Below are 22,865 nucleotides of genomic sequence, written 5' to 3' on the forward strand. Positions count from 1 at the left end.
CCATTTCCGAAATGCCCTCTCCTGCGGGCTTCAGGCTAGCCCGTCCCGATCGGATACGCCCTGGTGAGCGGTCCGGACGGTCCGGCTCCGACCGGGGTCCGCGACCCCGGTACGCTGCCGTACGCCGCTCAGCACACCCCCGCAGAAAGGCAGCCTTCTCTGTGACTGCGATCGCCCAGGGCCGTACTCGCCGGACCGCGCTGATGGGCGCGATGTGCGCACTGGTCCTCGGACTGGGGACGACCGGGTGCAGCGAGGATCCGGACGCGGGCACGAACGGGGTGGGCAAGCTGACGGCCGAGCAGATCCAGTCGAAGACGAAGAAGGCGGCCGCCTCCGTCGACGCGGTGCGGCTGGCGGGGAGCGTGGTCACCAGCGGCAAGACGTACAAGGTCGACCTGCGGCTGAAGGCAGACGGCGGCGCCGGGTCGGTCACCGCGGAGGGGGCCACCTTCCATCTGCTGCGGGTCGGCGAGCAGCTGTACCTGAAGGCCGACGCGGCGTTCTGGACCCACGAGGACGGCAAGTCCGACGACTCCGGCACGGACACGGCGGCCGCGGACAAGCTCGACGGCAAGTATGTGAAGGTGCCGACGGGGGACCCCTCGTACAAGAAGTTCAGCGGCTTCACGGACAAGGACCTCCTTCTCGACGGTCTGCTGTCGCTGCAGGGTTCCGTGCAGACGGACGGCCATCACGAGCAGGCCGGGGTGCGCACCATCCGGATCACCGGCGACGGCGGCTCCGGCGGCACGCTGGACGTCTCCCTGGAGGGCGAGCCGTATCCGCTGCGCCTGGAGCGCGCGGGCGGCGCGGGCACGCTGACCTTCTCCTCCTGGGGCAAGGAGTTCGCCCTGAAGGAGCCGGCCAAGGGCGAGACGGTGGACTACGGCCAGCAGCTGCCGACGTCCTGACCGCTCCTCCCGCTCCCCTTTTCTTCCGCTGCTTCCGCTGCTTCCGCTACTTCCGCTTCTTTCTGAACAGCAGCTTCGGCAGGCCCGCCGGGGCCGGCTCACGGGTGGTGGCCGGGGACGGCGCCGGCCGCGCGGCCAGGTCGCCGTCGGGCAGCGGCAGCAGGGCCCCCGTGGGCTCCAGCCGCACCACCCGGCACTCCCGCGCCCAGCGCTCCGTCATCGCCTCGCCGTCGGGCGCGTTGAGCCGCTTGCCCTTCAGCTCCGCGACGGCGGCCTCCCAGGCCCCGCTGCCGGGCCCGAGCTGTACGACCGTCGCCGTCCAGGAGACCAGCCGGCCCCCCTTGTCCTTGCTGCGTACGGTGACCTCGGCCGAGGCCCCGTCGGTCAGCCCCGGCAGCGGCTGTTCGCCGGGCCCGTCGCCGACCAGACAGGCCGCGCCCTCGTGCCACACGTGCCACAGCGCCCGTGCGGTCGGTTCGCCCGCGCCCCGGACCCAGATGAGGCCGGACTTCTTGGTGGCCTCCTCGACGAGGGCCTGGTCGAGCAGCTCGCTTGTCATGACGCCAGCCTATCCAGGCGGCGCCTACAGCCAGCCGTTGCGCTTCAGGGTGCGGTGGATGCCCAGGCACAGGCCCACCATGGCGGTCATGACCACGGGGTAGCCGAACTTCCAGTGCAGCTCCGGCATGTAGTCGAAGTTCATGCCGTAGACCCCGCAGACCATCGTCGGCACGGCGATGATGGCCGCCCAGGACGTGATCTTCCGCATGTCCTCGTTCTGTGCGACGGACGCCTGCGCGAGGTTGGCCTGGAGGATCGAGTTGAGCAGCTCGTCGAAGCCGACGACCTGCTCCTGGACCCGGGCCAGGTGGTCGGCGACGTCCCGGAAGTACTTCTGGATGTCGGGGTCGACCAGCCGCATCGGCCGCTCGCTCAGCAGCTGCATCGGGCGCAGCAGCGGGGAGACCGCCCGCTTGAACTCCAGCACCTCACGCTTGAGTTGGTAGATCCGGCCGGCGTCGGTGCCGCGCGGGGTGCCCTTGCGGCCCGGCGAGAACACCTCGGTCTCGACCTCGTCGATGTCGTCCTGTACGGCGTCGGCGACCGCGACATAGCCGTCGACGACATGGTCGGCGATCGCGTGCAGCACCGCCGAGGGGCCCTTGGCGAGCAGCTCGGGGTCGTCCTGGAGGCGGTGGCGCAGCGCGCGCAGGGATCCCTGGCCGCCGTGCCGGACGGTGATGAAGAAGTCCTTGCCGGTGAAGCACATGACCTCACCGGTCTCGACGACCTCGCTGTTGGCGGTCAGCCGGTCGTGCTCGACGTAGTGGATGGTCTTGAAGACGGTGAAGAGGGAGTCGTCGTAGCGCTCCAGCTTGGGGCGCTGGTGCGCCTGTACCGCGTCCTCCACGGCCAGCGGGTGCAGCCCGAACTCCCCGGCGATGCCGGCGAACTCACCCTCCGTCGGCTCGTGCAGACCGATCCACACGAAGCCTCCGTCGCGCCGCACCTGCCGCATGGCCTCCTGCGGGGTGGGGGGCGTCGGGAACACGACGCGGGCGCCGTCGCGGTAGACGGCGCAGTCGACGACGGCCGAGGGGGTGCCGGGGTCGCGGGTGGTGTCGTAGGCGCCGCTGTCCAGGCGCACGCTCTTGCGCAGCGAGGGGCGGGACGGGCGGACCACGGCGGCGCGCAGGTCGCGGATCATCGACATGGCAGGCTCCTTCGCATCGGGCGACGAAAGGCCGTGGCGACGGGTGGAACTACCCGGAATGAGGACGTCCTGACTGCGGATGTTTGGCACGTCCACAAAGCGGGGAGCACCGCTCCGTCGCGGTGGCGAGTTTCGTTGCTGACTCAGCTACTGGTTCAGCTACTGCAAGTTCAGGGAAAACGAAACGAAGTGCTCTTCCGCGTGCGGACGCGAGGGTGAAAGGCGGCGGTCAGCCGGAATCAGAGCAGCTGCATCAGCGGCCGGAAGAGCGAGTGGTACTGCACGGGTGACTTCGATCCATGACAGCCCCACCTCCTCCAGCCGGTCCCTCGTAAGGGAGTCTCGTCGGCGTCGAGGCAAGATCGCGACGCTTCTGCGTGCTGCCCCGAACCACCGGGCAAGAGTATCAGCCGACTGAAGTGTCAAGGCGCTGCTTTGCCCGGTACTGACGAGTTCTATGCTCGCGTCATGGCTGATGTTCTTCCTCTGGTCGAGGCACGGTTGCGCACCGCGCTGGGCGAGCCGGACGCCCGTGCCGCGGTCACCTTCCTGGGCACGGACCGCGTCGAGGTGCTGCGTTTCCACGGGGGCGACATCGTCCGCTACGCCACGCTCGGCATGTCCGCCCAGCCGATGGCGGACCCCACCGCGATCCTCGCCGACCCGGTCAAGGGCCCGCGCGCCGAGCTGGTCCTGTCCGTCCGCGCCGGCCTCGCCGACACCGACAAGGTGCTTCGCCCGCTCGCCGTGCTCGCCGCGTCCCCGCAGGTCGAGGGGGTGGTCGTGGCCCCCGGAGCCTCCCTCGACGTGGGCGAGCCGCTGTGGCCCGGAGCGCTGTTCACCTCGGTCCTGGTCGCCGAGCCCGGCGGTCTGGTCGAGGACCTGGAGCTGGACGAGCCCCTCGACCCGGTCCGCTTCCTGCCCCTGCTGCCGATGACCCCGAACGAGGCCGCCTGGAAGCGTGTGCACGGCGCCCAGGCCCTCCAGGAACGCTGGCTGACGAACGGGACGGACCTCCGGGATCCGTCCCGGACATCCGTCCCGCTCGACTGACGCTTCGTGAGGAAGCTCACCAACCCGTGGCCGAAAACCGTCAGTTGACTGTGGGGGCTCGTCGGGCTCGTTGGGCTCGTCGGGCCCGCGGGCTCAGTTGGCGAAGACCGCCACCCCGTCCTCGGTCGCGTGGATCGGCTCCAGCTCCTCCGCTTCGTGCGTGAGCGACTTGCGCCGTACGACGACCACGACCGCGCCGAGCAGCGCGGTGACCGCCGCGACGACGAACGGGACGTGGATGTCGGTCCACTCCTCGATCTTCGGCGCGAAGTAGGGCGCGGCCGCCGCCGCGAACCACCGTACGAAGTTGTAGCCCGCGCTCGCCACCGGCCGCGGCGCGTCCGAGACGCCGAGCGCCAACTCGGTGTAGACGGTGTTGTTCACGCCGATGAACGCGCCGGACAGGATCGTGCAGACGACGGCCGTCGTGTGGTCGCCGTAGCCCAGGACCAGCACGTCGGCCGCGAGCAGCACCAGTGAGCCGCCGAGCACCTTCAGCGAGCCGAACCGTCGCTGCAGGCGCGGCGCGACGACGACCGAGAACACGGCGAGCAGCAGGCCCCAGGCGAAGAACACCGCCCCCGACTTGTAGGGGGTCATGTTCAGCACGAACGGGGTGAAGGCCAGCACGGTGAAGAACGTGTAGTTGTAGAAGAACGCCGAGGCGGCCGCGGAGGCCAGTCCGCCGTGGCCGAGCGCCCTGAGCGGGTCGAGGAGCGAGGTCTTGCGGGCCGGCTTCGGCTGCTCCTTCAGGAACGCCGTGATGCACAGGAAGCCGATCGCCATCAGGAACGCGGTGCCGAAGAAGGGGTAGCGCCAGCTGGCGTCGCCGAGCAGCGCGCCCAGCAGCGGCCCGCACGCCATGCCCAGGCCCAGGGCGGACTCGTACAGCAGGATGGCGGCCGCGCTGCCGCCGGCCGCCGCGCCGACGATCACCGCGAGGGCGGTGGAGACGAAGAGCGCGTTGCCCAGGCCCCAGCCGGCCCGGAAGCCGACGAGTTCGCCGACCGAGTCCGAGGTGCCCGCGAGGCCGGCGAAGACCACGACGAGGGCGAGGCCCAGCAGCAGGGTCTTCTTGCCGCCGATGCGGCTGGAGACGAAGCCGGTCACCAGCATCGCGAACGCGGTGATCAGGAAGTACGAGGTGAAGAGCAGGGAGACCTGGCCGGCGGTGGCGTCCAGGCCCTGGGCGATGGAGGGCAGGATCGGGTCGACGAGACCGATGCCCATGAAGGCGACGACCGAGGCGCCCGCGGTCGCCCAGACCGCCTTGGGCTGTCGCAGCAGGCCACCGGTTCCCGCGTCGAAGGGGTCGTTCTCTGCGCCCATCGCTTTCTCCCGTCCCGAAAGATGGTTGGTATATGCACATAGTAAGTTAGGTCACCTAATTAATGCAAGCTGCATCTAGTTTCCGCTGGTGAACCGGTTCCGTCCGGACGGGTGATCGTCCTTGACGTGGGCGGGCTCGGGTAGGACCGTGGGGCTCTATGAGGGGCGAACCCAGTTGCCCGAAGTGTGGTGGCCGGGTCAGGGCTCCCGGACTCTTCGCCGATTCCTGGCAGTGCGATGTGCACGGGACGGTGCATCCGCTGCAGCCCGTGATCCCGCCCAGCGTCGAGGCCCTCAGCGTCGTCGTGCATCGCACGCAGGTGCCGGTGTGGATGCCGTGGCCGCTGCCGGTCGGCTGGCTGTTCACGGGCGTGACCTATGCCGGCGACGACCGCAGCGGCGGCCGCGCCACCGCCGTGGCCTGCTCCGGACCCGGCCCGCTCGGCGGCATGGGCGAGCTGATCCTGGTCGCCGAGGAGCTCGGCGTCGGCCTCGGCGCGCGCTACGCCGGCGTCGACGGCCCGGATCCGGGCCCGTACATGAGCGTCGAGAAACCCGCCGAGACCAAGGTCCTGGCCGCCGGCCGTCCCACCCCGCTCTGGCATGTCTCCGCCACCCCGGACGACCGTGCCGTCTTCGCGGGCGAGGCGCGCGGGCTGTGGCTGTGGGCGGTGGTCTGGCCCGAGCAGTCCGGCCTGCTGATGTACGACGAACTGGTGCTGACCGACCTGCGGGACGCGGGCGCGGAGGTCGACCTGCTGCCGTGCGGGGCGTTGTCGCCGCGCTTGCTCGAGCCGTAGGGCGCCCGGAGTCTCGGTCCGCTGGGCGGCAGGGGGCTCGGCCCGCTGGGCTGTAGAGGGATCGGCCCGCCGGACTGTAGGGGGCTCGGCCCGCTGGACTATAGAGGGATCGGCTCGCCGGACTGTAGGGGGCGCTCGATGGTTTCGGGTGTGACAAGGGAGCTGAAAAATCCGGTTATCCTTGAGCGTCCGCTTCCGTTCCGTCCTCGCCTGGAGTCCACGTCGTGCGCATCGATCTGCACTGCCACTCCACGGCCTCCGACGGCACGGACACCCCGGCCGAGCTGGTCCGCAACGCGGCCGCCGCCGGTCTGGACGTCGTCGCGCTGACCGACCACGACACCACCCGCGGATACGCCGAGGCCGTCGCCGCGCTGCCGCGGGGGCTCACGCTGGTCACCGGCGCCGAGCTGTCCTGCCGTATCGACGGCGTCAGCATGCACATGCTGGCCTACCTCTTCGACCCCGAGGAGCCCGCCCTGTTCGCCGAGCGCGAGCTGGTGCGCGACGACCGGGTGCCGCGGGCGCGGGGCATGGTCGCCAAGCTCAACGAGCTGGGCGTCCCCGTCACCTGGGAGCAGGTCGCGCGGATCGCGGGGGAGGGGTCCGTCGGGCGTCCGCACGTCGCCACCGCCCTCGTCGAGCTGGGCGTCGTGCCGACCGTGAGCGACGCGTTCACCGAGGACTGGCTGGCCGACGGCGGCCGGGCCTATGTCGAGAAGCACGAGACCGACCCCTTCGAGGCGATCCGCCTGGTCAAGGGCGCGGGCGGGGTCACCGTCTTCGCCCACCCGGGCGCCAGCAAGCGGGGGCGCACGGTGCCGGAGTCGGCGATCGCCGAGCTGGCCGCGGCCGGCCTGGACGGCATCGAGGTCGACCACATGGACCACGACGCCGAGACGCGCGTACGGCTGCGGGGACTGGCGACCGACCTCGGGCTGCTGACGACCGGGTCCAGCGACTACCACGGCAGCCGGAAGACCGTCCTGCTCGGCGAGTACACGACCGACCCCGAGGTGTACGGCGAGATCACGCGGCGGGCGACCGGGGCGTTCCCGGTGCCGGGGACCGGCGGAGCCTGAGGCTCCGCCCCTCGCCCGCACGTCCGCTCACCTTCGGCAAGGCTTCCTCACCCATGTTCGACGTCGCCGTCTTCGGCTCCCTCTTCCTGACCCTTTTCGTCATCATGGATCCCCCCGGGATCACCCCGATCTTCCTCGCGCTGACCGCCGGACGCCCCGCCAAGGTGCAGAAGCGGATGGCCTTCCAGGCCGTGTGCGTGGCGGGCGGTGTGATCGCCGTCTTCGGGCTCCTGGGGCACCAGATCCTGAACTACCTGCACGTCTCCGTGCCCGCGCTGATGATCGCGGGCGGGCTGCTGCTCCTGCTGATCGCGCTCGACCTGCTCACCGGCAAGACCGACGAGCCGAAGCAGACCAAGGACGTGAACGTCGCCCTCGTCCCGCTGGGCATGCCGCTGCTGGCCGGACCGGGCGCGATCGTGTCCGTCATCCTCGCCGTGCAGAAGGCCGACAGCTTCGCCTCGCAGGCGTCGGTGTGGGCGGCGATCCTCGCCATCCACGTCGTGCTGTGGCTGGTCATGCGCTACTCGCTGCTGATCATCCGGGTCATCAAGGACGGCGGTGTGGTGCTGGTGACGAGGCTCGCCGGCATGATGCTCTCCGCGATCGCCGTACAGCAGATCATCAACGGCGTCACACAGGTGATCCGCGCGAGCTGAGCCGGCCCGCACCCGGCTCCGGCATGCGCGGAGCCTCTGCCCCGGCATACGCAGAGCCCCCTACGGCATCGCCGTAGGGGGCTCTGAAATCTGTAAGGGGATCGAGCGAGGACCGCGTTACGAGGCCGAGGAGTCGGCCGGGCGGATCCACAGACGCTGCCCGATGGCGGCGGCCTGCTGAACGATCCGGTTGACGGAGGCGGCGTCTACGACGGTGCTGTCCACGGGCGTGCCGTCGACATCGTCGAGTCGCATGATTTCGAAGCGCATTGGCTTCTCCCTTCGTCTGGTCATCCTCCTGAGGAGAACTACTGAGTGGCTGGCCCAGGTCGCATCGGTGCCCCTGGTTCCACTAGTAGTCAACGCGACTCTTGTTACGAACATTCCCTACGCTAAAGAAATTTTTCGAACGGCTAATTACTGACGGGTAAGCGGGTTTGGGCAGACTGCCGGAGACTGAACGGGACCGGTTGTGTTCGCAGCGTGACCGCCGGGACAATGGAGGCGATGAACGACGACTCAGCGGCGCTCGCCGCCCGCATCGACCGCACGAACGAGCTGCTGACCCGCATGCTCGCCGAGGTGGCCAAGACGCCCTCGACCCACGCGATCTTCGTCGACGCGGGGTACCTGTACGCGGCCGCGGGCCGGCTGGTCTCCGGGACGGAGGACCGCAGGGCGTTCGACCTCGACGCCGAGGGCCTGATCGAGGCGCTCATCGACCGAGCCCGCTCGATCTTCGCGGACAGCCGCCTGCTGCGCGTCTACTGGTACGACGGCGCCCGCCGCCGCATCCACACCGCCGAGCAGCAGTCCATCGCCGAACTCCCGGACGTGAAGGTGCGGTTGGGCAACCTCAACGCCAACAACCAGCAGAAGGGCGTCGATTCGCTCATCCGCTCCGATCTGGAGTCCCTGGCCCGGCACCGCGCCATCAGCGACGCGGCGCTGCTGGGCGGCGACGAGGACCTGGTCTCGGCGGTGGAGGCCGCCCAGGGCTACGGCGCCCGGGTGCACCTCTGGGGCATCGAGGCCCCCGAGGGCCGCAACCAGGCCGAGCCGCTGCTCTGGGAGGTCGACAGCCAGCGCACCCTCGACCTCGACTTCTTCAAGCCGTACGTGTCACGGCGTACCGCCCAGGCCTTCGAGGCGACCGGCGCGAACCGGCCCACCCGCGAGGACGTCCGCTTCGTAGGCGCGCAGATCGCCGCGAAATGGCTGGCGGCGCGGGGCAGGGAGGCCCTGGCGGAACTGCTGCCCGGCCATCCCTACCTGCCCGGCTCCGTCGACCAGGACCTTCTCGTGGAGGCCGAGGGCATCCTGCAGTACTCCCTGCGCGGCCAGGCGGACCTGAGACGGGCGCTGCGGGACGGGTTCTGGGAGCACGTGCAGACGCAGTACTGACTCGCGGTACTAGCTCTGGGAGCGGCGGTCCCAGTAGTCGGCGAGGGCGTGGGCCGTCGGCAGGGGCTGGTCCAGGTTCGGTGAGTGCTCGGCGCCCGGGACGACCGTCCGGTGCGCGCGCAGCTGCACGGCCATGTCGTCCAGCACGGTCACCGGCCAGGTGTCGTCGCGTGCTCCCGACAGCACATGGAACGGCAGCGGTACGGCGGCGAGTTCGGCGACCCGGTTGGGCTCGGCGCACAACTGGCGTCCTGTTGTGAGGAGTTGGGCGGGCTTGTGGTTCAGCCAGCGCAGCCGCAGCTGCTCCACGCCGCCGAAGCCCCGGGCGGGGCCGCCGACCTCCTCCGGCGGACCCATCGCCAGGATGGCCTGCCACACCTCGGGCATCGTCAGCGCGGCGAGCGCGTCCTGCAGCAGCTTCACGCGCTGCTTCTGGGAGTCCGAGATCTCGGCGGGGCCCGAGGCGATGAGGGTGAACGACGCGAACGGGGAGTGGTCGAGGAGGACGGCGGCCCGGGCGATCTGACCGCCCAGGGAGTGCCCGACGAGATGCAGAGGCGTGTCGGGCCCCAGGGAGGCGGTGAGCGTCTCCGTCTGCGCGAGCACGTCCCGCGCCAACTCCTCCTGGGCGTAAGGGGATTCGTCGCTCTCCGGGCCGTCCGACTCGTTCTGTCCGCGCCCGTCCACGGCGACGGTCCGGTAGCCGCGGGCCGCGAGCGGCTCGTGCAGCAGGTGGAAGTCCTCCTTGCTGCCGGTGAACCCCGGCAGCAGCAGCGCGACGCCCCGCGGCTCGACGCCGGCGGGCACGGGCGCGTCGACGACGGCGAACTCGCCGCGCACGGTCCGCAGAGCGTACGAACGGGCGCCGGGGGGCGGCGGGAAGGGGGAGCTGGTCGGCCTGGTCACGAGCCGAGGCTACCGGGAGGGGTGAGGCGAGGCACGGGCACCCTGAGGCGGGCGAACGCCGACGGCCCGGCTCCTCCGCGGGGGAGGACCGGGCCGTCGGGCTGTGCTGCTCCGGCCTGTTCCGGCCTGTTCTGGCCGCTCTGGCTGGTCGATCAGCCGTCCGCGGGCTCCGCGGCAGCGGTCGCCTTGCGCGTCCGCCGCACCCTCGGCTTGGCTTCCGCCTCGGCCGTGTCCGCGGCGGCAGCGGTCGCCGTGGCCGTCGCCGTTGCCGCGGTCTTGCGGGTGCGGCGGGGCTTGGCTTCCGGTTCCTGCGTGGCCTGGGCCGGGATGTCGGCGGTGGCCGTCTCCGGGGTCTCCGGGGCTGCGGCGGTCTTGCGGGTGGTGCGTCGGCGGGGCTTGGCCTCGACGGCTTCGGCGGTGTCGACCGCGACCTCGGCCGCGGTCTCCGCCGGAGCCGCTGCCGCCGTCTTGCGGGTGCGACGCGGCTTGACCTCCGCGACCTCCGCAACGGCTTCCACCGGAGCGGCGGCCGCCGTCTTGCGCGTACGGCGCGGCTTGGCCGCCACGGCCTCCGCCGTGTCGACCGCCGCCTCGGCGGCCGGAGCCGTCGCCGCTGCCGCCGTCTTACGGGTGCGGCGGGGCTTGACCTCGGCCTCGACGACTGCCGGAGCCTCGGTGGCCTCGACGGTCGCGGCGGCCGTCTTACGGGTCCGGCGCGGCTTCACCACCGTGCCCTCGGCCGTGTCGACGGCAGCCTCGGCGGCGGCAGCGGTCGCCGTGGCCGTCGCCGTTGCCGCGGTCTTGCGGGTGCGGCGGGGCTTGGCTTCCGGTTCCTGCGTGGCCTGGGCCGGGATGTCGGCGGTGGCCGTCTCCGGGGTCTCCGGGGCTGCGGCGGTCTTGCGGGTGGTGCGTCGGCGGGGCTTGGCCTCGACGGCTTCGGCGGTGTCGACCGCGACCTCGGCCGCGGTCTCCGCCGGAGCCGCTGCCGCCGTCTTGCGGGTGCGACGCGGCTTGACCTCGGCCTCGACGACCGCCGGGGCCTCCACGGTCTCGACGGCCGCGACCGCGGCTTCGGCCGGAGCCGTCGCCTTACGGGTGCGGCGGCGCGGCTTGGTCTCCACGATCTCCACGGCCTCCGCGGCGTCGACGACAGCCTCGGCTGCGGGGACCTCGGCAACCGGCAGCTCCGTCACCGTGGCCGGCGCGGTCTCCGCGGTCTTGCGCGTACGACGTCGGCGCGGCTGCGCCGCAGGCTCCGGGGTTTCCAGGGCCTCGACGGCCGGCGCCTCGACGGCCGGCGCCTCGAGGGCGGGGCCCTCCGCCGTCGTCACGGCCGCTTCCGCGGCCTCGGGGGCGGCGGAGGCGACGGCCGTCACGACGGCCGCCTCGGAGGAGGCCGTGGCGCGCGTACGGCGTCGGCGGCGCGGGGTGCGCGTCGCCGCGGCTTCCTCGGTCACCGGCGTCTGCTCGGCCACGGGGGCCTGCTCCGGCGCCGTGGTGCCGACGACGGGCGTCGACGTGGCGTCGAGGGGGGAGCCGTTGCGCGTACGACGGCGGCGGCGCGGCGTCCGGGCCGGACGCTCGCCCTCGACCGGACGCTCGGCGGCACGGGACTCGCCGCGGCCTCCGCGCTCGCCGCGGCCTCCGCGCTCGTCTCGGCCACCGCGCTCACCACGGCCGCCACGCTCGTTCCGACCGCCGCGTGCGTGACGGCCGCCCGGCTCGCCGAGGTCTTCCAGCTCCTCCGCGGCGAGCCCGGCGCGCGTGCGCTCGGCGCGCGGCAGGACACCCTTGGTGCCCACGGGGATGCCGAGCTCCTCGAAGAAGTGCGGAGAGGTGGAGTACGTCTCCGGCGGGTCGCTGAAGTCGAGCTCCAGCGCCTTGTTGATGAGCTGCCAGCGCGGGATGTCGTCCCAGTCGACCAGCGTGATCGCGATGCCCTTGGCGCCCGCGCGGCCGGTACGGCCGATGCGGTGCAGGTACGTCTTCTCGTCCTCGGGGGACTGGTAGTTGATGACGTGCGTGACGCCCTCGACGTCGATGCCGCGCGCGGCCACGTCCGTGCAGACGAGGACGTCGACCTTGCCGTTGCGGAAGGCGCGCAGCGCCTGCTCGCGGGCGCCCTGGCCGAGGTCGCCGTGGACCGCGCCGGAGGCGAAGCCGCGCTGCTGGAGCTGGTCGGCCAGGTCGGCCGCCGTGCGCTTGGTACGGCAGAACACCATGACCAGGCCGCGGCCCTCGGCCTGCAGGATGCGCGAGACCATCTCGGGCTTGTCCATGTTGTGCGCGCGGTACACGTGCTGCTTGGTGTTCGCGACGGTCCTGCCCGCGTCGTCCGGCGACGTGGCGTTGATGTGCGTGGGCTGCGACATGTAGCGGCGCGCGAGACCGATGACCGCGCCCGGCATGGTCGCCGAGAACAGCATGGTCTGGCGCTTCACCGGAAGCATGTTGATGATCTTCTCGACGTCGGGCAGGAAGCCCAGGTCGAGCATCTCGTCGGCCTCGTCGAGGACGAGCGACCTGATGTGCTTGAGGTCGAGCTTCTTCTGGCCCGCGAGGTCCAGCAGTCGGCCCGGGGTGCCGACGACGACGTCGACGCCCTTCTTCAGGGCCTCGACCTGGGGCTCGTAGGCCCGGCCGCCGTAGATGGCGAGGACGCGCACGTTGCGCACCTTGCCCGCGGTCAGCAGGTCGTTGGTGACCTGGGTGCACAGCTCGCGCGTGGGGACGACGACGAGCGCCTGCGGGGCGTCGGTGAGGGACTCGGGCTTCGCGCGGCCGGCCTCGACGTCGGCGGGGACGGTCACGCGCTCGAGGAGCGGGAGGCCGAAGCCGAGCGTCTTGCCGGTGCCCGTCTTGGCCTGGCCGATGACGTCCGTGCCCGTCAGGGCCACGGGGAGCGTCATCTCCTGGATGGGGAAGGGAGTGATGATGCCGACGGCTTCAAGGGCTTCGGCGGTCTCGGGAAGGATCCCGAGCTCTCGGAACGTAGTCAGGGTGCTGCCTCTTCTGTGTGCGCGGTGCGAGGCGAGCGCGGGGGTCGTGTCAGACCGTGCCGGGGACGTCGGCCGCCTTACGGGCTGGCCGTAGGGCACGGGACCTCTGCCGACGCTCGAGCGCTCGAACCGCTGAGGGGGTCCCCTCCGGGTTGCCGTACGCACTGTGCCGTTACGCACTGTGCTGTACGGGCGAGGAGGGCTGTCGGGTCGGAGCCGATCGGGCCACCGACCGGGCATCCTCATACGTGCGGCCCGTCGAATATTCGGCAGGCGCATTACCACCATACCCCGGAATCACGCACATGCGATGGCCGATTCGGTCACGTTGTGGTTGTCACAGTGGTTCTCGCACCGCCGGACGTGGTCGGTCGGGTCGTCGTGGTCACACTGATTGACCAGGGACTTCCGTCATGCGGCCAGCGGGCTATTGTGCGCTTCATGACGACCTCTGACAAGCCTGACAACGCGTCCACCGAGTCCCCCGCCGCCACCGGTATCGCCGCCCAGGACTGGGCGCAGGCGTCCGCCGATCCGCAGTACCGGGCCGCGGTCGTGGATCTGCTCGGCGCGCTGGCGTACGGCGAGCTGGCGGCGTTCGAGCGGCTCGCGGAGGACGCCAAGCTGGCGCCGACGCTGGAGGACAAGGCCGAGCTGGCGAAGATGGCGTCGGCCGAGTTCCACCACTTCGAGCGGCTGCGCGACCGGCTCGCGGAGATCGGCGAGGACGCGACGCAGGCGATGGAGCCGTTCGTCGCCGCGCTCGACGGCTTCCACCGGCAGACGGCCCCGTCGGACTGGCTGGAGGGCCTCGTCAAGGCGTACGTCGGCGACTCGATCGCCAGCGACTTCTACCGCGAGGTCGCGGTGCGCCTGGACACCGACAGCCGCGCGCTGGTGCTGGCCGTGCTCGACGACACAGGGCACGCCGGGTTCGCCGTGGACCGGGTGCGCGCGGCGATCGACGCGGACCCGCGCGTGGGCGGACGGCTCGCGCTGTGGGCGCGGCGGCTGATGGGCGAGGCGCTGTCGCAGTCCCAGCGCGTGGTCGCGGACCGGGACGCGCTGTCGACGATGCTCGTGGGCGGGGTCGCGGACGGCTTCGACCTCGCCGAGGTCGGCCGGATGTTCTCCCGGATCACCGAGGCGCACACCAAGCGGATGGCGGCGCTGGGGCTGGCCGCCTAGTTCGTCAGGCCTGAGCCGGGCCGAAGGCCTCAGCGAGCCCGAAGGGCTGAGCCAGGCCGGAGGGCTGCGCCGTCGGGAACCGTCACGCCGGCGCTGAGCGGCGGCGGAAACCGGCGGCAGGGCGCAGCAGCAGGGAGAGCGAGGCGGCGGAGACGACCGCCGCGCCGAGCAGGCTCAGCAGGAGGGTGCCGGGGCCCAGCGCGCTGTGGGTGACGAAGTCACCGAACAGGGCTCCGGCGACGCCCGTGGCGAACACCAGTGTGCGGACCGGCAGGCGGTGGGACAGGCGGTTGACCGCCGCCCACGCGAGCACGACACCGAGCACAGCGGAGCCGAGCGCTTCCAAGATCATGGGGGTCCCTTCCGGACGGCGGGGCTGTGCACCAAGGTCGTAGCCCGTCATACCCGTGACCTGCGGAATGCAATCCTCCTCTGTGGCGGAGTTGTGCTCCATCTGTGGAGAGGCGGACGGGGATCTGCGGAGACGGCGGACGGGGATCTGCGGAGTGGGCAGGCGGGAGATCCGCGGAGTAGGCACAACGGAGGGGGCCCGGCAGCCGTTCGGCTGCCGGGCCCCCTCCGTTCGTCCGCTTACAGCGCGCCGAAGCCCACCTTGCGCGGGGCCGGCTCGCCGAGCTCCACGTAGGCCAGACGGTCGGCCGGGACCAGGACCTTGCGGCCGTGCTGGTCCACGAGGCTGAGCAGCTGCGACTTCCCGGCCAGGGCGTCGGCCACCACGCGCTCGACCTCCTCGGCACTCTGACCGCTCTCCAGAACGATCTCGCGAGGCGCGTGCTGCACGCCGATCTTGACCTCCACGGCTATGTCCCTCCGACGGTCACGAGGTGCGCGGGCGTCCGCGCCGTACGCTGCACACATTAGCCCGGCGAGGCGACGTGCACGGCGCGGGCGTCCACGCCAGGAGCGAACACCGGGCGGGAACAAACGGCCGAGGCCCCCTGCGGGTCAGTGCTGATCGGTGCCGTGCAGCGGGAAACCGGCGATGCCGCGCCAGGCCAGCGAGGCCAGCAGCTGCACCGCCTGGTCGCGCGGGACGCTGCGGTCGCTGTGCAGCCAGGAGCGGGCCACGACCTGCGCGAGGCCGCCCAGACCGGAGGCGAGCAGCATGGACTCCGCGCGCGAGAGGCCGGTGTCCTCCGCGATGACCTCGCAGATCGCCTCGGCGCACTCGTTGGTGACCTTGTCGACGCGCTCGCGCACCGCGGGCTCGTTGGTCAGATCCGACTCGAAGACCAGCCGGAAGGCGCCGCCGTCGTCCTCGACGTACGCGAAGTACGCGTCCATCGTCGCGCGGACGCGCTGCTTGTTGTCGGTCGTCGACGCGAGGGCGCCGCGCACGGCCTGGATGAGCGACTCGCAGTGCTGGTCCAGCAGGGCGAGGTAGAGGTCGAGCTTGCCGGGGAAGTGCTGGTAGAGCACCGGCTTGCTGACGCCGGCCCGCTCGGCGATGTCGTCCATGGCGGCCGAGTGGTAGCCCTGTGCCACGAAGACTTCCTGGGCGGCGCCCAGCAGCTGGTTCCGTCGGGCACGGCGCGGTAGGCGCGTGCCTCGCGGGCGTGCCGCCTCTGTCTGCTCGATGGCTGTCACGCCGCCTCCCAAGGTCGTCCTCATGCGGTGAGCGCCGCGCGGCCATCGTACTTTTCAGTAACCCTCGTGTGCGCGGTGCGAGCGCAGAATTTCACGGACCGGACGATGACATAAGCCGCACAGAAGGTTTCAAACCGGTGCGGTTCGGGCAGGGGGCAGCCCCGCTCCTGCTCGGCGGCGGTCGTCTCCTGCTCGGCGGCGGCCGTCCTCGGCGGTGGCGGTAGTCGTCCTCGGCGGTTGCGGTAGTCGTCCTCAGCGGCAGGCGTTTCTCGGTGGTACTCGTTCTCCGTGGTGCTCGTTCTCAGCGGTAGTCGTCCTCGTCGAGCGAGACGACGCGGGCCTGTTCGACGAGGTCGGCCTCGTTCGCCTGGGCGGGGTCCACCCCTTCGAGGGGATCGTCGCGGTCGTGCGCGAGGTCCACGAGCTGTTCGGCGGCGTCGTTCTCCGGCGCCTCGACGTCGATCTCCGTGGGTTCGTCGTCCTCGGCGAACGTGTCGGGGTCGGAGGGGTCAACGGCCATGGTGGGCTCCCTTCCTACGAACGTCCCTGCGAGATGCAGGTGCTACAAGCGGGTGCCCTCACTACGAGCCTAGGAGACACTCGTTTCGGACGCCCACTTCTTGTGACACACACGACCACTTCTTGTGATGGCGAACACACGAACCCCTGCGTGATCGTCTCGTAACATTGCCGCATGTCTTCGACCGAGCTGCCGTCCGTGCCGGCCACCAGTGTGCTGACGAACGCGCCCGCCGTCAGGGTCGCGGAGGGCGAGCGGATGAGGTCGGTGAGGCTGCCGGGCGTCACTCTGTCGATCCGGTCCAGGCCGCCCGCGCGCGAGACGCTCGAGCCCGCGCTCTGCGTCCATGGGCTGGGCGGTTCGTCGCAGAACTGGTCCGCGCTGATGGCGCTGCTCGACGGGGTCGTGGCGAGCGAGGCCGTCGATCTGCCGGGATTCGGCGACTCCCCGCCGCCGGACGACGGCAACTACTCCATCACGGCACACGCGCGTGCCGTGATCCGTTACCTCGACGCCGTCGACCGCGGGCCCGTCCATCTCCTCGGCAACTCGCTCGGCGGCGCGGTGTCCACGCGCGTGGCAGCGGTCCGGCCCGATCTGGTCCGGACGCTGACCCTGGTCTCGCCCGCCCTGCCGGAACTGCGCGTACAGCGCACCGCGCTGCCCACGGGACTGGTCGGTCTGCCCGGCGTGGCCGCGCTCTTCAGCCGGCTCACCCGCGAGTGGACGGCCGAACAGCGCGTCCGCGGCGTCACGGCCCTCTGCTACGGCGATCCCGCGCGGGTCAGCCCGGAGGCGTTCCAGCACGCGGTGGAGGAACTGGAACGGCGGCTGCAACTGCCGTACTTCTGGGACGCGTTGACGCGGTCCACGCGCGGACTGCTCAGCGCGTACACACTGGGCGGCCAGCACGGGCTCTGGCGTCAGGCCGAGCGGGTCCTCGCCCCGACGCTCCTCGTCTACGGCGGCCGCGACCAGCTCGTCGGCTTCCGTATGGCCCAGCGGGCCGCCCGCGCCTTCCGCGACTCCCGCCTGCTCACGCTGCCGAACGCCGGACACGTGGCGATGATGGAGTACCCCGAGGCGGTGGCCACGGCGTTCCGGGACCTGCTCGCGGAGACGGACAGCGGCGCGGGCGCGGGGAGCTGAGGCGCGCCGTGGGACGCCACAGCCGACGCGGACCCGCCCCCAAGGGCACGGGCGCTTCGGACGCCGCCGGTGCCGCCGGTGCTCCCCGAGGTGCCTCGCAAGGGGCCCCTGAGGGCGAGCCCCGGTCCTACGACGGCACCCCCGCCCGCGGTGTGCCGCAGGTACGTGGCGGCCACCCCGAGCAGCGTGAAGTCGGGGGCGGCTGGGGTGAGTTGAGGGGCGGAGGCCGGGCGCCCGGAGTCGGGCCAGCCATACCGCGTCAGCGGCCGGCGCCCCCTGGGGGTCCTCAGGGTCGGCGCGGCCCTCGGGGTCCGCGGCAGGACTACCTCGACGCCTTCAGCGAGTCCGGTGGGTTCGGCGAGTCCGGTGAGTCCGGTGAGGACGACGACGTCTTCGCGCGGCGCAGGCCGGTCGGCGTCACGTCCTCGCATGCGAGCGGCCCGTACGGCAGTGCCCCGTACGGGAGCGACCCCTACGGAAGTGACCCTTACGGAAGCGACCCGTTCGCCTCCGTCGACGACCGGGGCCCGGCCACCCGGACCGTCGCCCCCGCCGAGGACGACGACGCGCCGCCCGTCGGTGATCCCGCGCCCGTCAAGGGCGCCAAGGGGCGGACGTTCACCGGCATCGCGGCCGCCGCGGTCACCACGGTGCTGGCCGTGGTGGTCGCCGGACAGGTCGCGGACACCCGGAACGAGGACACCGTCCAGTCGCAGTCCGCGACCGGCCAGGCCCGTGAGGACCAGGACCTCGGCTCCGCCCCGGGCGGCGACGCGAGCCCGAGCCCCTCCGCGTCCCCCAGCGCGGTGGCGCTGACGTACGCGCAGAAGATGGACGCCAAGTACCCGCTCGCCGCGAAGCTCAAGGGGTCCGGGAAGTTCGACGCGATCCCCGGCGTCGCCAAGGCCCCCGGCAAGGGGCGGAAGTACACCTACCGCGTGGACGTCGAGCAGGGGCTGGGGCTCGATGGGGAACTCTTCGCGCAGGCCGTGCAGAAGACGCTGAACGACGACCGCAGCTGGGCGCACAACGGCGCCCGCACCTTCGAGCGGATCTACTCGGGCAGGCCCGACTTCGTCATCACCCTCGCCAGCCCCGGCACCACCGCCTTCTGGTGCGCCAAGTCCGGTCTGGACACCACCGAGGACAACGTCTCCTGCGACTCCGCCGCCACCGAACGCGTGATGATCAACGCCTACCGGTGGGCGCAGGGCTCGAAGACCTACGGCGACGAGATGTACGCCTACCGGCAGATGCTGATCAACCACGAGGTCGGCCACCGGCTCGGCCACGGCCATGTGACCTGCGACAAGGACGGCGACCTCGCGCCGGTCATGCAACAGCAGACGAAGTTCCTCGACCACGACGGAATCCACTGTCTGCCCAACCCCTGGCCTTACCCGAGCAGTTGACGAACGCCACTTATGTCACATTGACATGACCGCAAAGTTCATACATATTGCTGCGCATGTGGTCTAGTCATGTCGTCGACAGCAGCGCCGCCATCGAGCTGGCGCTCTTCGGCGTGGCCGCGCTCTGCGTGGCCGACATCCACTGTCGCTGACGCCCGCCCCCTCAGGCGCGTGCGTCGCGAATCTCCTTGTCCCCCTCCGTGAACTGGTGAGCCGGTCACGGGTGGTGACCTTCTCGTGGTTCTCCGACGACCCGGCGCCGGGGCAGACGTCTGTTCTCCCTCGTCTCACTCCTCGTCGCCCTGTCTCATTCATCGAGACGGGCGGTGAGACTCGCCAACCGAGAGGTCGTCTTTCCGATGCGTCAACCGTCCCTCATAGCGCGCCGCGTGGCCGTGGCATCCGTCAGCCTGGTGGTGGTGGCCGGCGCCGCCGCCTGCGGGCCGGAAGACAACGATGCCAAGGCCTCCGGCAGCGACTCCACGCCCCACAAGGGCGGCACGCTGACCATCCTGAACCGCAACCCGCAGCAGGACTTCGACCCGGCCCGCCTCTACACCTCCGGCGGCGGCAAGGTCCCCTCCCTGGTCTTCCGCACGCTCACCACGCGCAACCGCGAGAACGGGGCCGCCGGAGCCAAGGTCGTCCCCGACCTCGCCACCGACACCGGGCGCTCCAACAAGGACGCGACCGTCTGGACGTACACCTTGAAGAAGGGGCTCAAGTACGAGGACGGGACCGCCATCACCTCGGCCGACGTCAAGTACGGGATCGAGCGGTCCTTCGCGCCCGAGCTCTCCGGCGGCGCGCCCTATCTGCGGGACTGGCTGGTCGGTGCGGCCGACTACCAGGGGCCGTACAAGGACTCCAAGGGGCTCGCGTCCATCGAGACGCCGGACGACCTCACGATCGTCTTCCATCTGAACAAGCCGGAGGGCGAGTTCCCCTACCTGGCCACGCAGACGCAGTTCGCGCCCGTGCCGAAGGCCAAGGACACCGGCACGAAGTACGAGGAGCACCCGGTCTCGTCCGGCCCCTACAAGGTCGTCAAGAACGAGAACGACGGTGAGCGGCTCACCCTGGAGCGCAACACCTACTGGTCCGCCTCGACGGACGTCGAGCGCAAGGCGTACCCGGACAAGATCGACGTACGGTCCGGGCTCGACTCCTCGGTGATCAACCAGCGGCTGTCCGCGTCCCAGGGAGCGGACGCCACCGCCATCACCACGGACACCAACCTCGGCCCGGCCGAGCTCGCCAAGGTCACCGGCGACAAGGAACTCGCCGCGCGCGTGGGCACCGGCCACTTCGGCTACACCAACTACATCGCGTTCAACCCGAAGGTGAAGCCGTTCGACGACATCAAGGTGCGGCAGGCGATCTCGTACGCCGTCGACCGGTCGTCGGTCGTCAACGCGGCGGGCGGCTCGTCGCTCGCGGAGGCCGCCACCACCTATCTGCCGAGCCAGAAGTCCTTCGGCTACGAGCCCTACGACCTCTTCCCGGCCGGTGAGACCGGGAACGCGGCGAAGGCCAAGGAGCTGCTGAAGGAGGCCGGTTACCCCAACGGGCTGACCGTCACCCTCACCCACTCCAACAGCCAGGACTTCGAGACCAGCCCGGAGATCGCGACCGCCGTCCAGGACGCGCTCAAGAAGGCCGGCATCACCGTCAAGCTCCAGGGTCTGGAGGAGAACGACTACTCCGACACGATCCACGACGTGAAGACCGAGCCCGGCTTCTTCCTCGCCCACTGGGGCGCCGACTGGCCGTCGGGCGGTCCGTTCCTCGCCCCGATCTTCGACGGCCGGCAGATCGTCAAGGACGGAGCCAACTTCAACACGGGCTTCCTCGATGACAAGTCGGTCAATGCCGAGATTGACGCGATCAACAAGTTGACCGATCTTGACGCGGCCGCCAAGAGGTGGGGCGCACTGGACAAGAAGATCGGCGCGCAGGCGCTGACCGTCCCGCTGTTCCACCCCGTCTACAAGCGGCTCTACGGCGAGGACGTCCGCAACATCGTCATCAGCGACTGGGACGGCGTCCTGGACCCGTCGCAGGTCGCGGTGAAGTAACACCGTGAGCGAGGTCACCAAGGCGGCCGCCGAGGCCGTCCTCGCCGCCCAGGCCCCCGGCACGGACCCCGCGTCCGTGCCGGGGGCCTCGGGGGCCCGTCAGTTCTGGCGGCGGCTGCGTGCGCAGCGCGCCGCCCTCGTCGCGGCGGTCGTCGTCGCGCTGCTCGTCCTGGTCGCGCTCGCCGCGCCGCTGCTCACCGCCATCGAGGGCCAGGACCCGACCACCTACTACCCCTCCCTCATCGACTCCGCGCGCGGGGGCGTGCCCATCGGCTCGCTGGGCGGCGTCAGCGGCGACCACTGGCTCGGCGTCGAACCGCAGACCGGCCGCGACCTGTTCGCCCGCCTCGCCTACGGCGCCCGGGTGTCGCTCGGCGTCGCGCTGGCCGCGACCGTCGTCCAGGTCGTCATCGGCGTCACCATGGGCATCGCGGCCGCACTCGGCAATCAATGGGTTGATCAACTGTTGAGCCGGATCACGGACATCTTCGTCGCCATGCCGTTGATGATCATGTCGTTGGCGCTGCTGGCGATCGTCCCGGCCAGCTTCCCCCGGACCGTACTGGTCACCCTGGTCATCGGCCTGATCTCCTGGGGCAACATCGCGAAGGTCGTGCGCGCCCAGACGCTCACCCTCAAGGGGCTCGACTACGTCTCCGCGGCCCGGCTCAGCGGCTGGGGCGCCTGGCGGATCGCCCGCCGCGAACTCCTGCCCGGCCTGGCCGCGCCCGTCATCACCTACGCGGCGCTGCTCGTGCCGCAGAACATCAGCGTCGAGGCCGCCCTGTCCTTCCTCGGTGTCGGCGTGAAGCCGCCCACGCCGTCCTGGGGGCAGATGCTCACCGCCGCCGACGTCTGGTACCAGGCCGCCCCGCAGTACCTGCTGCTGCCCGCCGGCGCCCTCTTCGTGACCGTCCTCGCGCTCACCGTCCTCGGCGACGGCGTGCGCACCGCACTCGACCCGCGCGCGGCGTCCCGACTGCGGGTCGGAACAGGCCGCAGGCGCGAGAACAAGGCGGACTCCTCATGAGCGGCTTCAGTGGTTTGAGCGGCTTCGGCGGCTTCGTGCTGCGTCGCGCGATCGGCGCCGCGCTCACCCTGTTCGCCATCTCGGTGATCGTCTACGTCGTCTTCTACGTGACCCCCGGCAACGTCGCCCAGATCACCTGCGGCCCGCGCTGCTCCCCGGAGCAGGTGCACCAGGTCGCCGAGCAACTGCGCCTCGACGACCCCCTGTACCTGCGCTACTGGCACTTCCTGGAGGGCCTCGTCGTAGGCCAGGACTACTCCACGGGCACCTCCGTCGAGCACTGCTCCGCGCCCTGCCTGGGACTGTCGTACCAGAGCGACCGGCAGGTCACCCAGCTGATCCTGACGAAGCTGCCGATCAGCCTCTCGCTGGTGTTCGGCGCGATGGTGCTGTGGCTGATCCTCGGCATCGGCACCGGCGTGCTCTCGGCCTGGCGGCGCGGACGGTTCACCGAGCGCGTCCTGACCGCCGTCACCCTCGCCGGAACGGCCACGCCCGTCTTCGTCATCGGCCTGATCCTGATGATCGTCGTCTGCGGAGAGCTGCAGCTGCTGCCCTTCCCGCAGTACGTGAACTTCACCGACGACCCCGAACAGTGGGCGTGGAACCTGCTCCTGCCCTGGCTGTCGCTCGCCCTCATCGAGGCGGCCTCGTTCGCCCGGCTGACCCGCGCGTCGATGCTGGAGACCCTCGCCGAGGACCACATCCGCACCTTCCGCGCGTACGGCGTCGGCGAGCGGTCCGTCATCGGGCGGCACGCGCTGCGCGGGGCGTTCGCGCCGGTCATCGCCCTGAACGCGAACAACTTCGGTTCCGCGGTCGGCGGCGCGGTGCTCACCGAGACCCTCTTCGGACTTCCCGGCATCGGCCAGGAGCTGGTGCACGCGGTCAACGTCGTCGACCTCCCGGTGGTCGTCGGGATGGTCCTGGTCATCGGATTCTTCGTGGTCCTCGCCAACGCCGTCGCGGACGTCCTGTACGCGGTGGCCGACCGACGGGTGGTGCTGACATGAGCACGGG

General features: G+C 71.0%; 23 protein-coding genes. 13 read left to right on the plus strand and 10 right to left on the minus strand.

The window, feature by feature from the left end; translation table 11 throughout:
* Window positions 1-161: 161 nt before the first annotated feature.
* Window positions 162-914, plus strand: coding sequence for a hypothetical protein (locus OG562_RS28310; protein WP_266402682.1), 753 nt, complete (start codon window positions 162-164; stop codon window positions 912-914).
* A gap of 46 nt (window positions 915-960) precedes the next feature.
* Here OG562_RS28310 and OG562_RS28315 read toward each other — a convergent pair whose 3' ends face one another.
* Together OG562_RS28315 and OG562_RS28320 are read right to left on the minus strand one after the other, a co-directional pair.
* A complete protein-coding gene (locus tag OG562_RS28315; RefSeq protein ID WP_266402684.1) occupies window positions 961-1,473 on the minus strand; it encodes a hypothetical protein in 513 nt (170 codons plus the stop codon).
* Between the two features lie 24 nt (window positions 1,474-1,497).
* Window positions 1,498-2,628, minus strand: coding sequence for a magnesium and cobalt transport protein CorA (locus OG562_RS28320; protein ID WP_266402685.1), 1,131 nt, complete (start codon window positions 2,626-2,628; stop codon window positions 1,498-1,500).
* Window positions 2,629-3,096: 468 nt separating this feature from the next.
* Here OG562_RS28320 and OG562_RS28325 point away from each other — a divergent pair, with 468 nt between their 5' ends.
* Window positions 3,097-3,681, plus strand: coding sequence for a suppressor of fused domain protein (locus tag OG562_RS28325; protein WP_266402687.1), 585 nt, complete (start codon window positions 3,097-3,099; stop codon window positions 3,679-3,681).
* 93 nt (window positions 3,682-3,774) lie between these two features.
* On the opposite strand, the gene OG562_RS28330 is transcribed toward OG562_RS28325, so the two are convergent.
* Complete coding sequence (locus OG562_RS28330; RefSeq protein ID WP_266402689.1) at window positions 3,775-5,010, minus strand: MFS transporter; 1,236 nt, start codon at window positions 5,008-5,010, stop codon at window positions 3,775-3,777.
* A 158-nt stretch (window positions 5,011-5,168) separates the two neighbouring features.
* Here OG562_RS28330 and OG562_RS28335 point away from each other — a divergent pair, with 158 nt between their 5' ends.
* From OG562_RS28335 to OG562_RS28345, 3 genes are all read left to right on the plus strand, one after another.
* A complete protein-coding gene (locus OG562_RS28335) occupies window positions 5,169-5,810 on the plus strand; it encodes a DUF6758 family protein (RefSeq protein ID WP_266402691.1) in 642 nt (213 codons plus the stop codon).
* A 224-nt stretch (window positions 5,811-6,034) separates the two neighbouring features.
* Window positions 6,035-6,892, plus strand: a complete 858-nt coding sequence (locus OG562_RS28340) for a PHP domain-containing protein (protein WP_266402693.1) — start codon at window positions 6,035-6,037, stop codon at window positions 6,890-6,892.
* 53 nt (window positions 6,893-6,945) lie between these two features.
* Complete coding sequence (locus OG562_RS28345; RefSeq protein WP_266402694.1) at window positions 6,946-7,551, plus strand: MarC family protein; 606 nt, start codon at window positions 6,946-6,948, stop codon at window positions 7,549-7,551.
* Between the two features lie 117 nt (window positions 7,552-7,668).
* Here OG562_RS28345 and OG562_RS28350 read toward each other — a convergent pair whose 3' ends face one another.
* Window positions 7,669-7,821, minus strand: coding sequence for a hypothetical protein (locus OG562_RS28350; RefSeq protein WP_105968294.1), 153 nt, complete (start codon window positions 7,819-7,821; stop codon window positions 7,669-7,671).
* 228 nt (window positions 7,822-8,049) lie between these two features.
* Between OG562_RS28350 and OG562_RS28355 the strand changes: the two genes are divergently transcribed.
* Entirely contained in the window at window positions 8,050-8,955 is a 906-nt protein-coding gene (locus OG562_RS28355) for an NYN domain-containing protein (protein ID WP_266409586.1), read from the plus strand.
* Window positions 8,956-8,964: 9 nt separating this feature from the next.
* Here the strand turns inward: OG562_RS28355 and OG562_RS28360 are convergent, their stop codons facing one another.
* Both OG562_RS28360 and OG562_RS28365 read right to left on the minus strand, forming a co-directional pair.
* Window positions 8,965-9,861 carry an alpha/beta fold hydrolase gene (locus OG562_RS28360; protein ID WP_266402698.1) on the minus strand — a complete coding sequence of 299 codons (897 nt, stop codon included), beginning with the start codon at window positions 9,859-9,861 and terminating at the stop codon, window positions 8,965-8,967.
* Between the two features lie 152 nt (window positions 9,862-10,013).
* Window positions 10,014-12,770: a DEAD/DEAH box helicase gene (locus OG562_RS28365; RefSeq protein ID WP_266402701.1), complete on the minus strand. Its 2,757-nt coding sequence runs from the start codon at window positions 12,768-12,770 to the stop codon at window positions 10,014-10,016.
* Between the two features lie 531 nt (window positions 12,771-13,301).
* Between OG562_RS28365 and OG562_RS28370 the strand changes: the two genes are divergently transcribed.
* Complete coding sequence (locus OG562_RS28370) at window positions 13,302-14,048, plus strand: ferritin-like fold-containing protein (RefSeq protein WP_266402704.1); 747 nt, start codon at window positions 13,302-13,304, stop codon at window positions 14,046-14,048.
* Window positions 14,049-14,130: 82 nt separating this feature from the next.
* On the opposite strand, the gene OG562_RS28375 is transcribed toward OG562_RS28370, so the two are convergent.
* The 4 genes from OG562_RS28375 to OG562_RS28390 all read right to left on the minus strand — a co-directional run bounded on the left by OG562_RS28375 (window position 14,131) and on the right by OG562_RS28390 (window position 16,176).
* The gene (locus tag OG562_RS28375) at window positions 14,131-14,400 is read right to left on the minus strand and encodes a hypothetical protein (RefSeq protein WP_266402707.1); all 270 of its coding nucleotides are present in this window, start codon (window positions 14,398-14,400) and stop codon (window positions 14,131-14,133) included.
* Window positions 14,401-14,639: 239 nt separating this feature from the next.
* The gene (locus OG562_RS28380; RefSeq protein WP_266402710.1) at window positions 14,640-14,867 is read right to left on the minus strand and encodes a DUF3107 domain-containing protein; all 228 of its coding nucleotides are present in this window, start codon (window positions 14,865-14,867) and stop codon (window positions 14,640-14,642) included.
* 147 nt (window positions 14,868-15,014) lie between these two features.
* Window positions 15,015-15,656, minus strand: coding sequence for a TetR/AcrR family transcriptional regulator (locus tag OG562_RS28385; protein WP_266402712.1), 642 nt, complete (start codon window positions 15,654-15,656; stop codon window positions 15,015-15,017).
* A 301-nt stretch (window positions 15,657-15,957) separates the two neighbouring features.
* The gene (locus OG562_RS28390) at window positions 15,958-16,176 is read right to left on the minus strand and encodes a hypothetical protein (protein ID WP_266402715.1); all 219 of its coding nucleotides are present in this window, start codon (window positions 16,174-16,176) and stop codon (window positions 15,958-15,960) included.
* 174 nt (window positions 16,177-16,350) lie between these two features.
* Here OG562_RS28390 and OG562_RS28395 point away from each other — a divergent pair, with 174 nt between their 5' ends.
* The 6 genes from OG562_RS28395 (at window position 16,351) to OG562_RS28415 (ending at window position 22,858) form a co-directional block, all read left to right on the plus strand.
* Complete coding sequence (locus tag OG562_RS28395; RefSeq protein ID WP_266402717.1) at window positions 16,351-17,325, plus strand: alpha/beta fold hydrolase; 975 nt, start codon at window positions 16,351-16,353, stop codon at window positions 17,323-17,325.
* 8 nt (window positions 17,326-17,333) lie between these two features.
* Window positions 17,334-18,737, plus strand: coding sequence for a DUF3152 domain-containing protein (locus OG562_RS28400; RefSeq protein WP_266402720.1), 1,404 nt, complete (start codon window positions 17,334-17,336; stop codon window positions 18,735-18,737).
* Window positions 18,738-18,793: 56 nt separating this feature from the next.
* Entirely contained in the window at window positions 18,794-18,889 is a 96-nt protein-coding gene (locus OG562_RS46055; protein WP_323187565.1) for an Ms4533A family Cys-rich leader peptide, read from the plus strand.
* Window positions 18,890-19,096: 207 nt separating this feature from the next.
* Window positions 19,097-20,815 (plus strand): ABC transporter substrate-binding protein, encoded by a 1,719-nt coding sequence (locus OG562_RS28405; protein ID WP_266402722.1) that lies wholly within the window; start codon window positions 19,097-19,099, stop codon window positions 20,813-20,815.
* Window positions 20,816-20,819: 4 nt separating this feature from the next.
* Complete coding sequence (locus tag OG562_RS28410) at window positions 20,820-21,845, plus strand: ABC transporter permease (RefSeq protein ID WP_266402725.1); 1,026 nt, start codon at window positions 20,820-20,822, stop codon at window positions 21,843-21,845.
* Window positions 21,842-22,858: an ABC transporter permease gene (locus OG562_RS28415; protein ID WP_266402727.1), complete on the plus strand. Its 1,017-nt coding sequence runs from the start codon at window positions 21,842-21,844 to the stop codon at window positions 22,856-22,858. Before OG562_RS28410 ends, OG562_RS28415 begins: the two co-directional genes overlap by 4 nt.
* Window positions 22,859-22,865: the final 7 nt, after the last annotated feature.

This window comes from Streptomyces sp. NBC_01275, from assembly GCF_026340655.1.
In the GTDB taxonomy this organism is placed as follows: Bacteria; Actinomycetota; Actinomycetes; order Streptomycetales; family Streptomycetaceae; genus Streptomyces.

Bases quoted from the DNA above. Each gene is read 5' to 3' on its own strand.
- OG562_RS28315 (WP_266402684.1), bottom strand. From the start codon at position 1,473: ATGACAAGCGAGCTGCTCGACCAGGCCCTCGTCGAGGAGGCCACCAAG.
- OG562_RS28320 (WP_266402685.1), bottom strand. From the start codon at position 2,628: ATGTCGATGATCCGCGACCTGCGCGCCGCCGTGGTCCGCCCGTCCCGC.
- OG562_RS28325 (WP_266402687.1), top strand. From the start codon at position 3,097: ATGGCTGATGTTCTTCCTCTGGTCGAGGCACGGTTGCGCACCGCGCTG.
- OG562_RS28330 (WP_266402689.1), bottom strand. From the start codon at position 5,010: ATGGGCGCAGAGAACGACCCCTTCGACGCGGGAACCGGTGGCCTGCTG.
- OG562_RS28335 (WP_266402691.1), top strand. From the start codon at position 5,169: ATGAGGGGCGAACCCAGTTGCCCGAAGTGTGGTGGCCGGGTCAGGGCT.
- OG562_RS28345 (WP_266402694.1), top strand. From the start codon at position 6,946: ATGTTCGACGTCGCCGTCTTCGGCTCCCTCTTCCTGACCCTTTTCGTC.
- OG562_RS28350 (WP_105968294.1), bottom strand. From the start codon at position 7,821: ATGCGCTTCGAAATCATGCGACTCGACGATGTCGACGGCACGCCCGTG.
- OG562_RS28355 (WP_266409586.1), top strand. From the start codon at position 8,050: ATGGAGGCGATGAACGACGACTCAGCGGCGCTCGCCGCCCGCATCGAC.
- OG562_RS28365 (WP_266402701.1), bottom strand. From the start codon at position 12,770: ATGACGCTCCCCGTGGCCCTGACGGGCACGGACGTCATCGGCCAGGCC.
- OG562_RS28370 (WP_266402704.1), top strand. From the start codon at position 13,302: ATGACGACCTCTGACAAGCCTGACAACGCGTCCACCGAGTCCCCCGCC.
- OG562_RS28375 (WP_266402707.1), bottom strand. From the start codon at position 14,400: ATGATCTTGGAAGCGCTCGGCTCCGCTGTGCTCGGTGTCGTGCTCGCG.
- OG562_RS28390 (WP_266402715.1), bottom strand. From the start codon at position 16,176: ATGGCCGTTGACCCCTCCGACCCCGACACGTTCGCCGAGGACGACGAA.
- OG562_RS28395 (WP_266402717.1), top strand. From the start codon at position 16,351: ATGTCTTCGACCGAGCTGCCGTCCGTGCCGGCCACCAGTGTGCTGACG.
- OG562_RS46055 (WP_323187565.1), top strand. From the start codon at position 18,794: ATGTGGTCTAGTCATGTCGTCGACAGCAGCGCCGCCATCGAGCTGGCG.
- OG562_RS28405 (WP_266402722.1), top strand. From the start codon at position 19,097: ATGCGTCAACCGTCCCTCATAGCGCGCCGCGTGGCCGTGGCATCCGTC.
- OG562_RS28415 (WP_266402727.1), top strand. From the start codon at position 21,842: ATGAGCGGCTTCAGTGGTTTGAGCGGCTTCGGCGGCTTCGTGCTGCGT.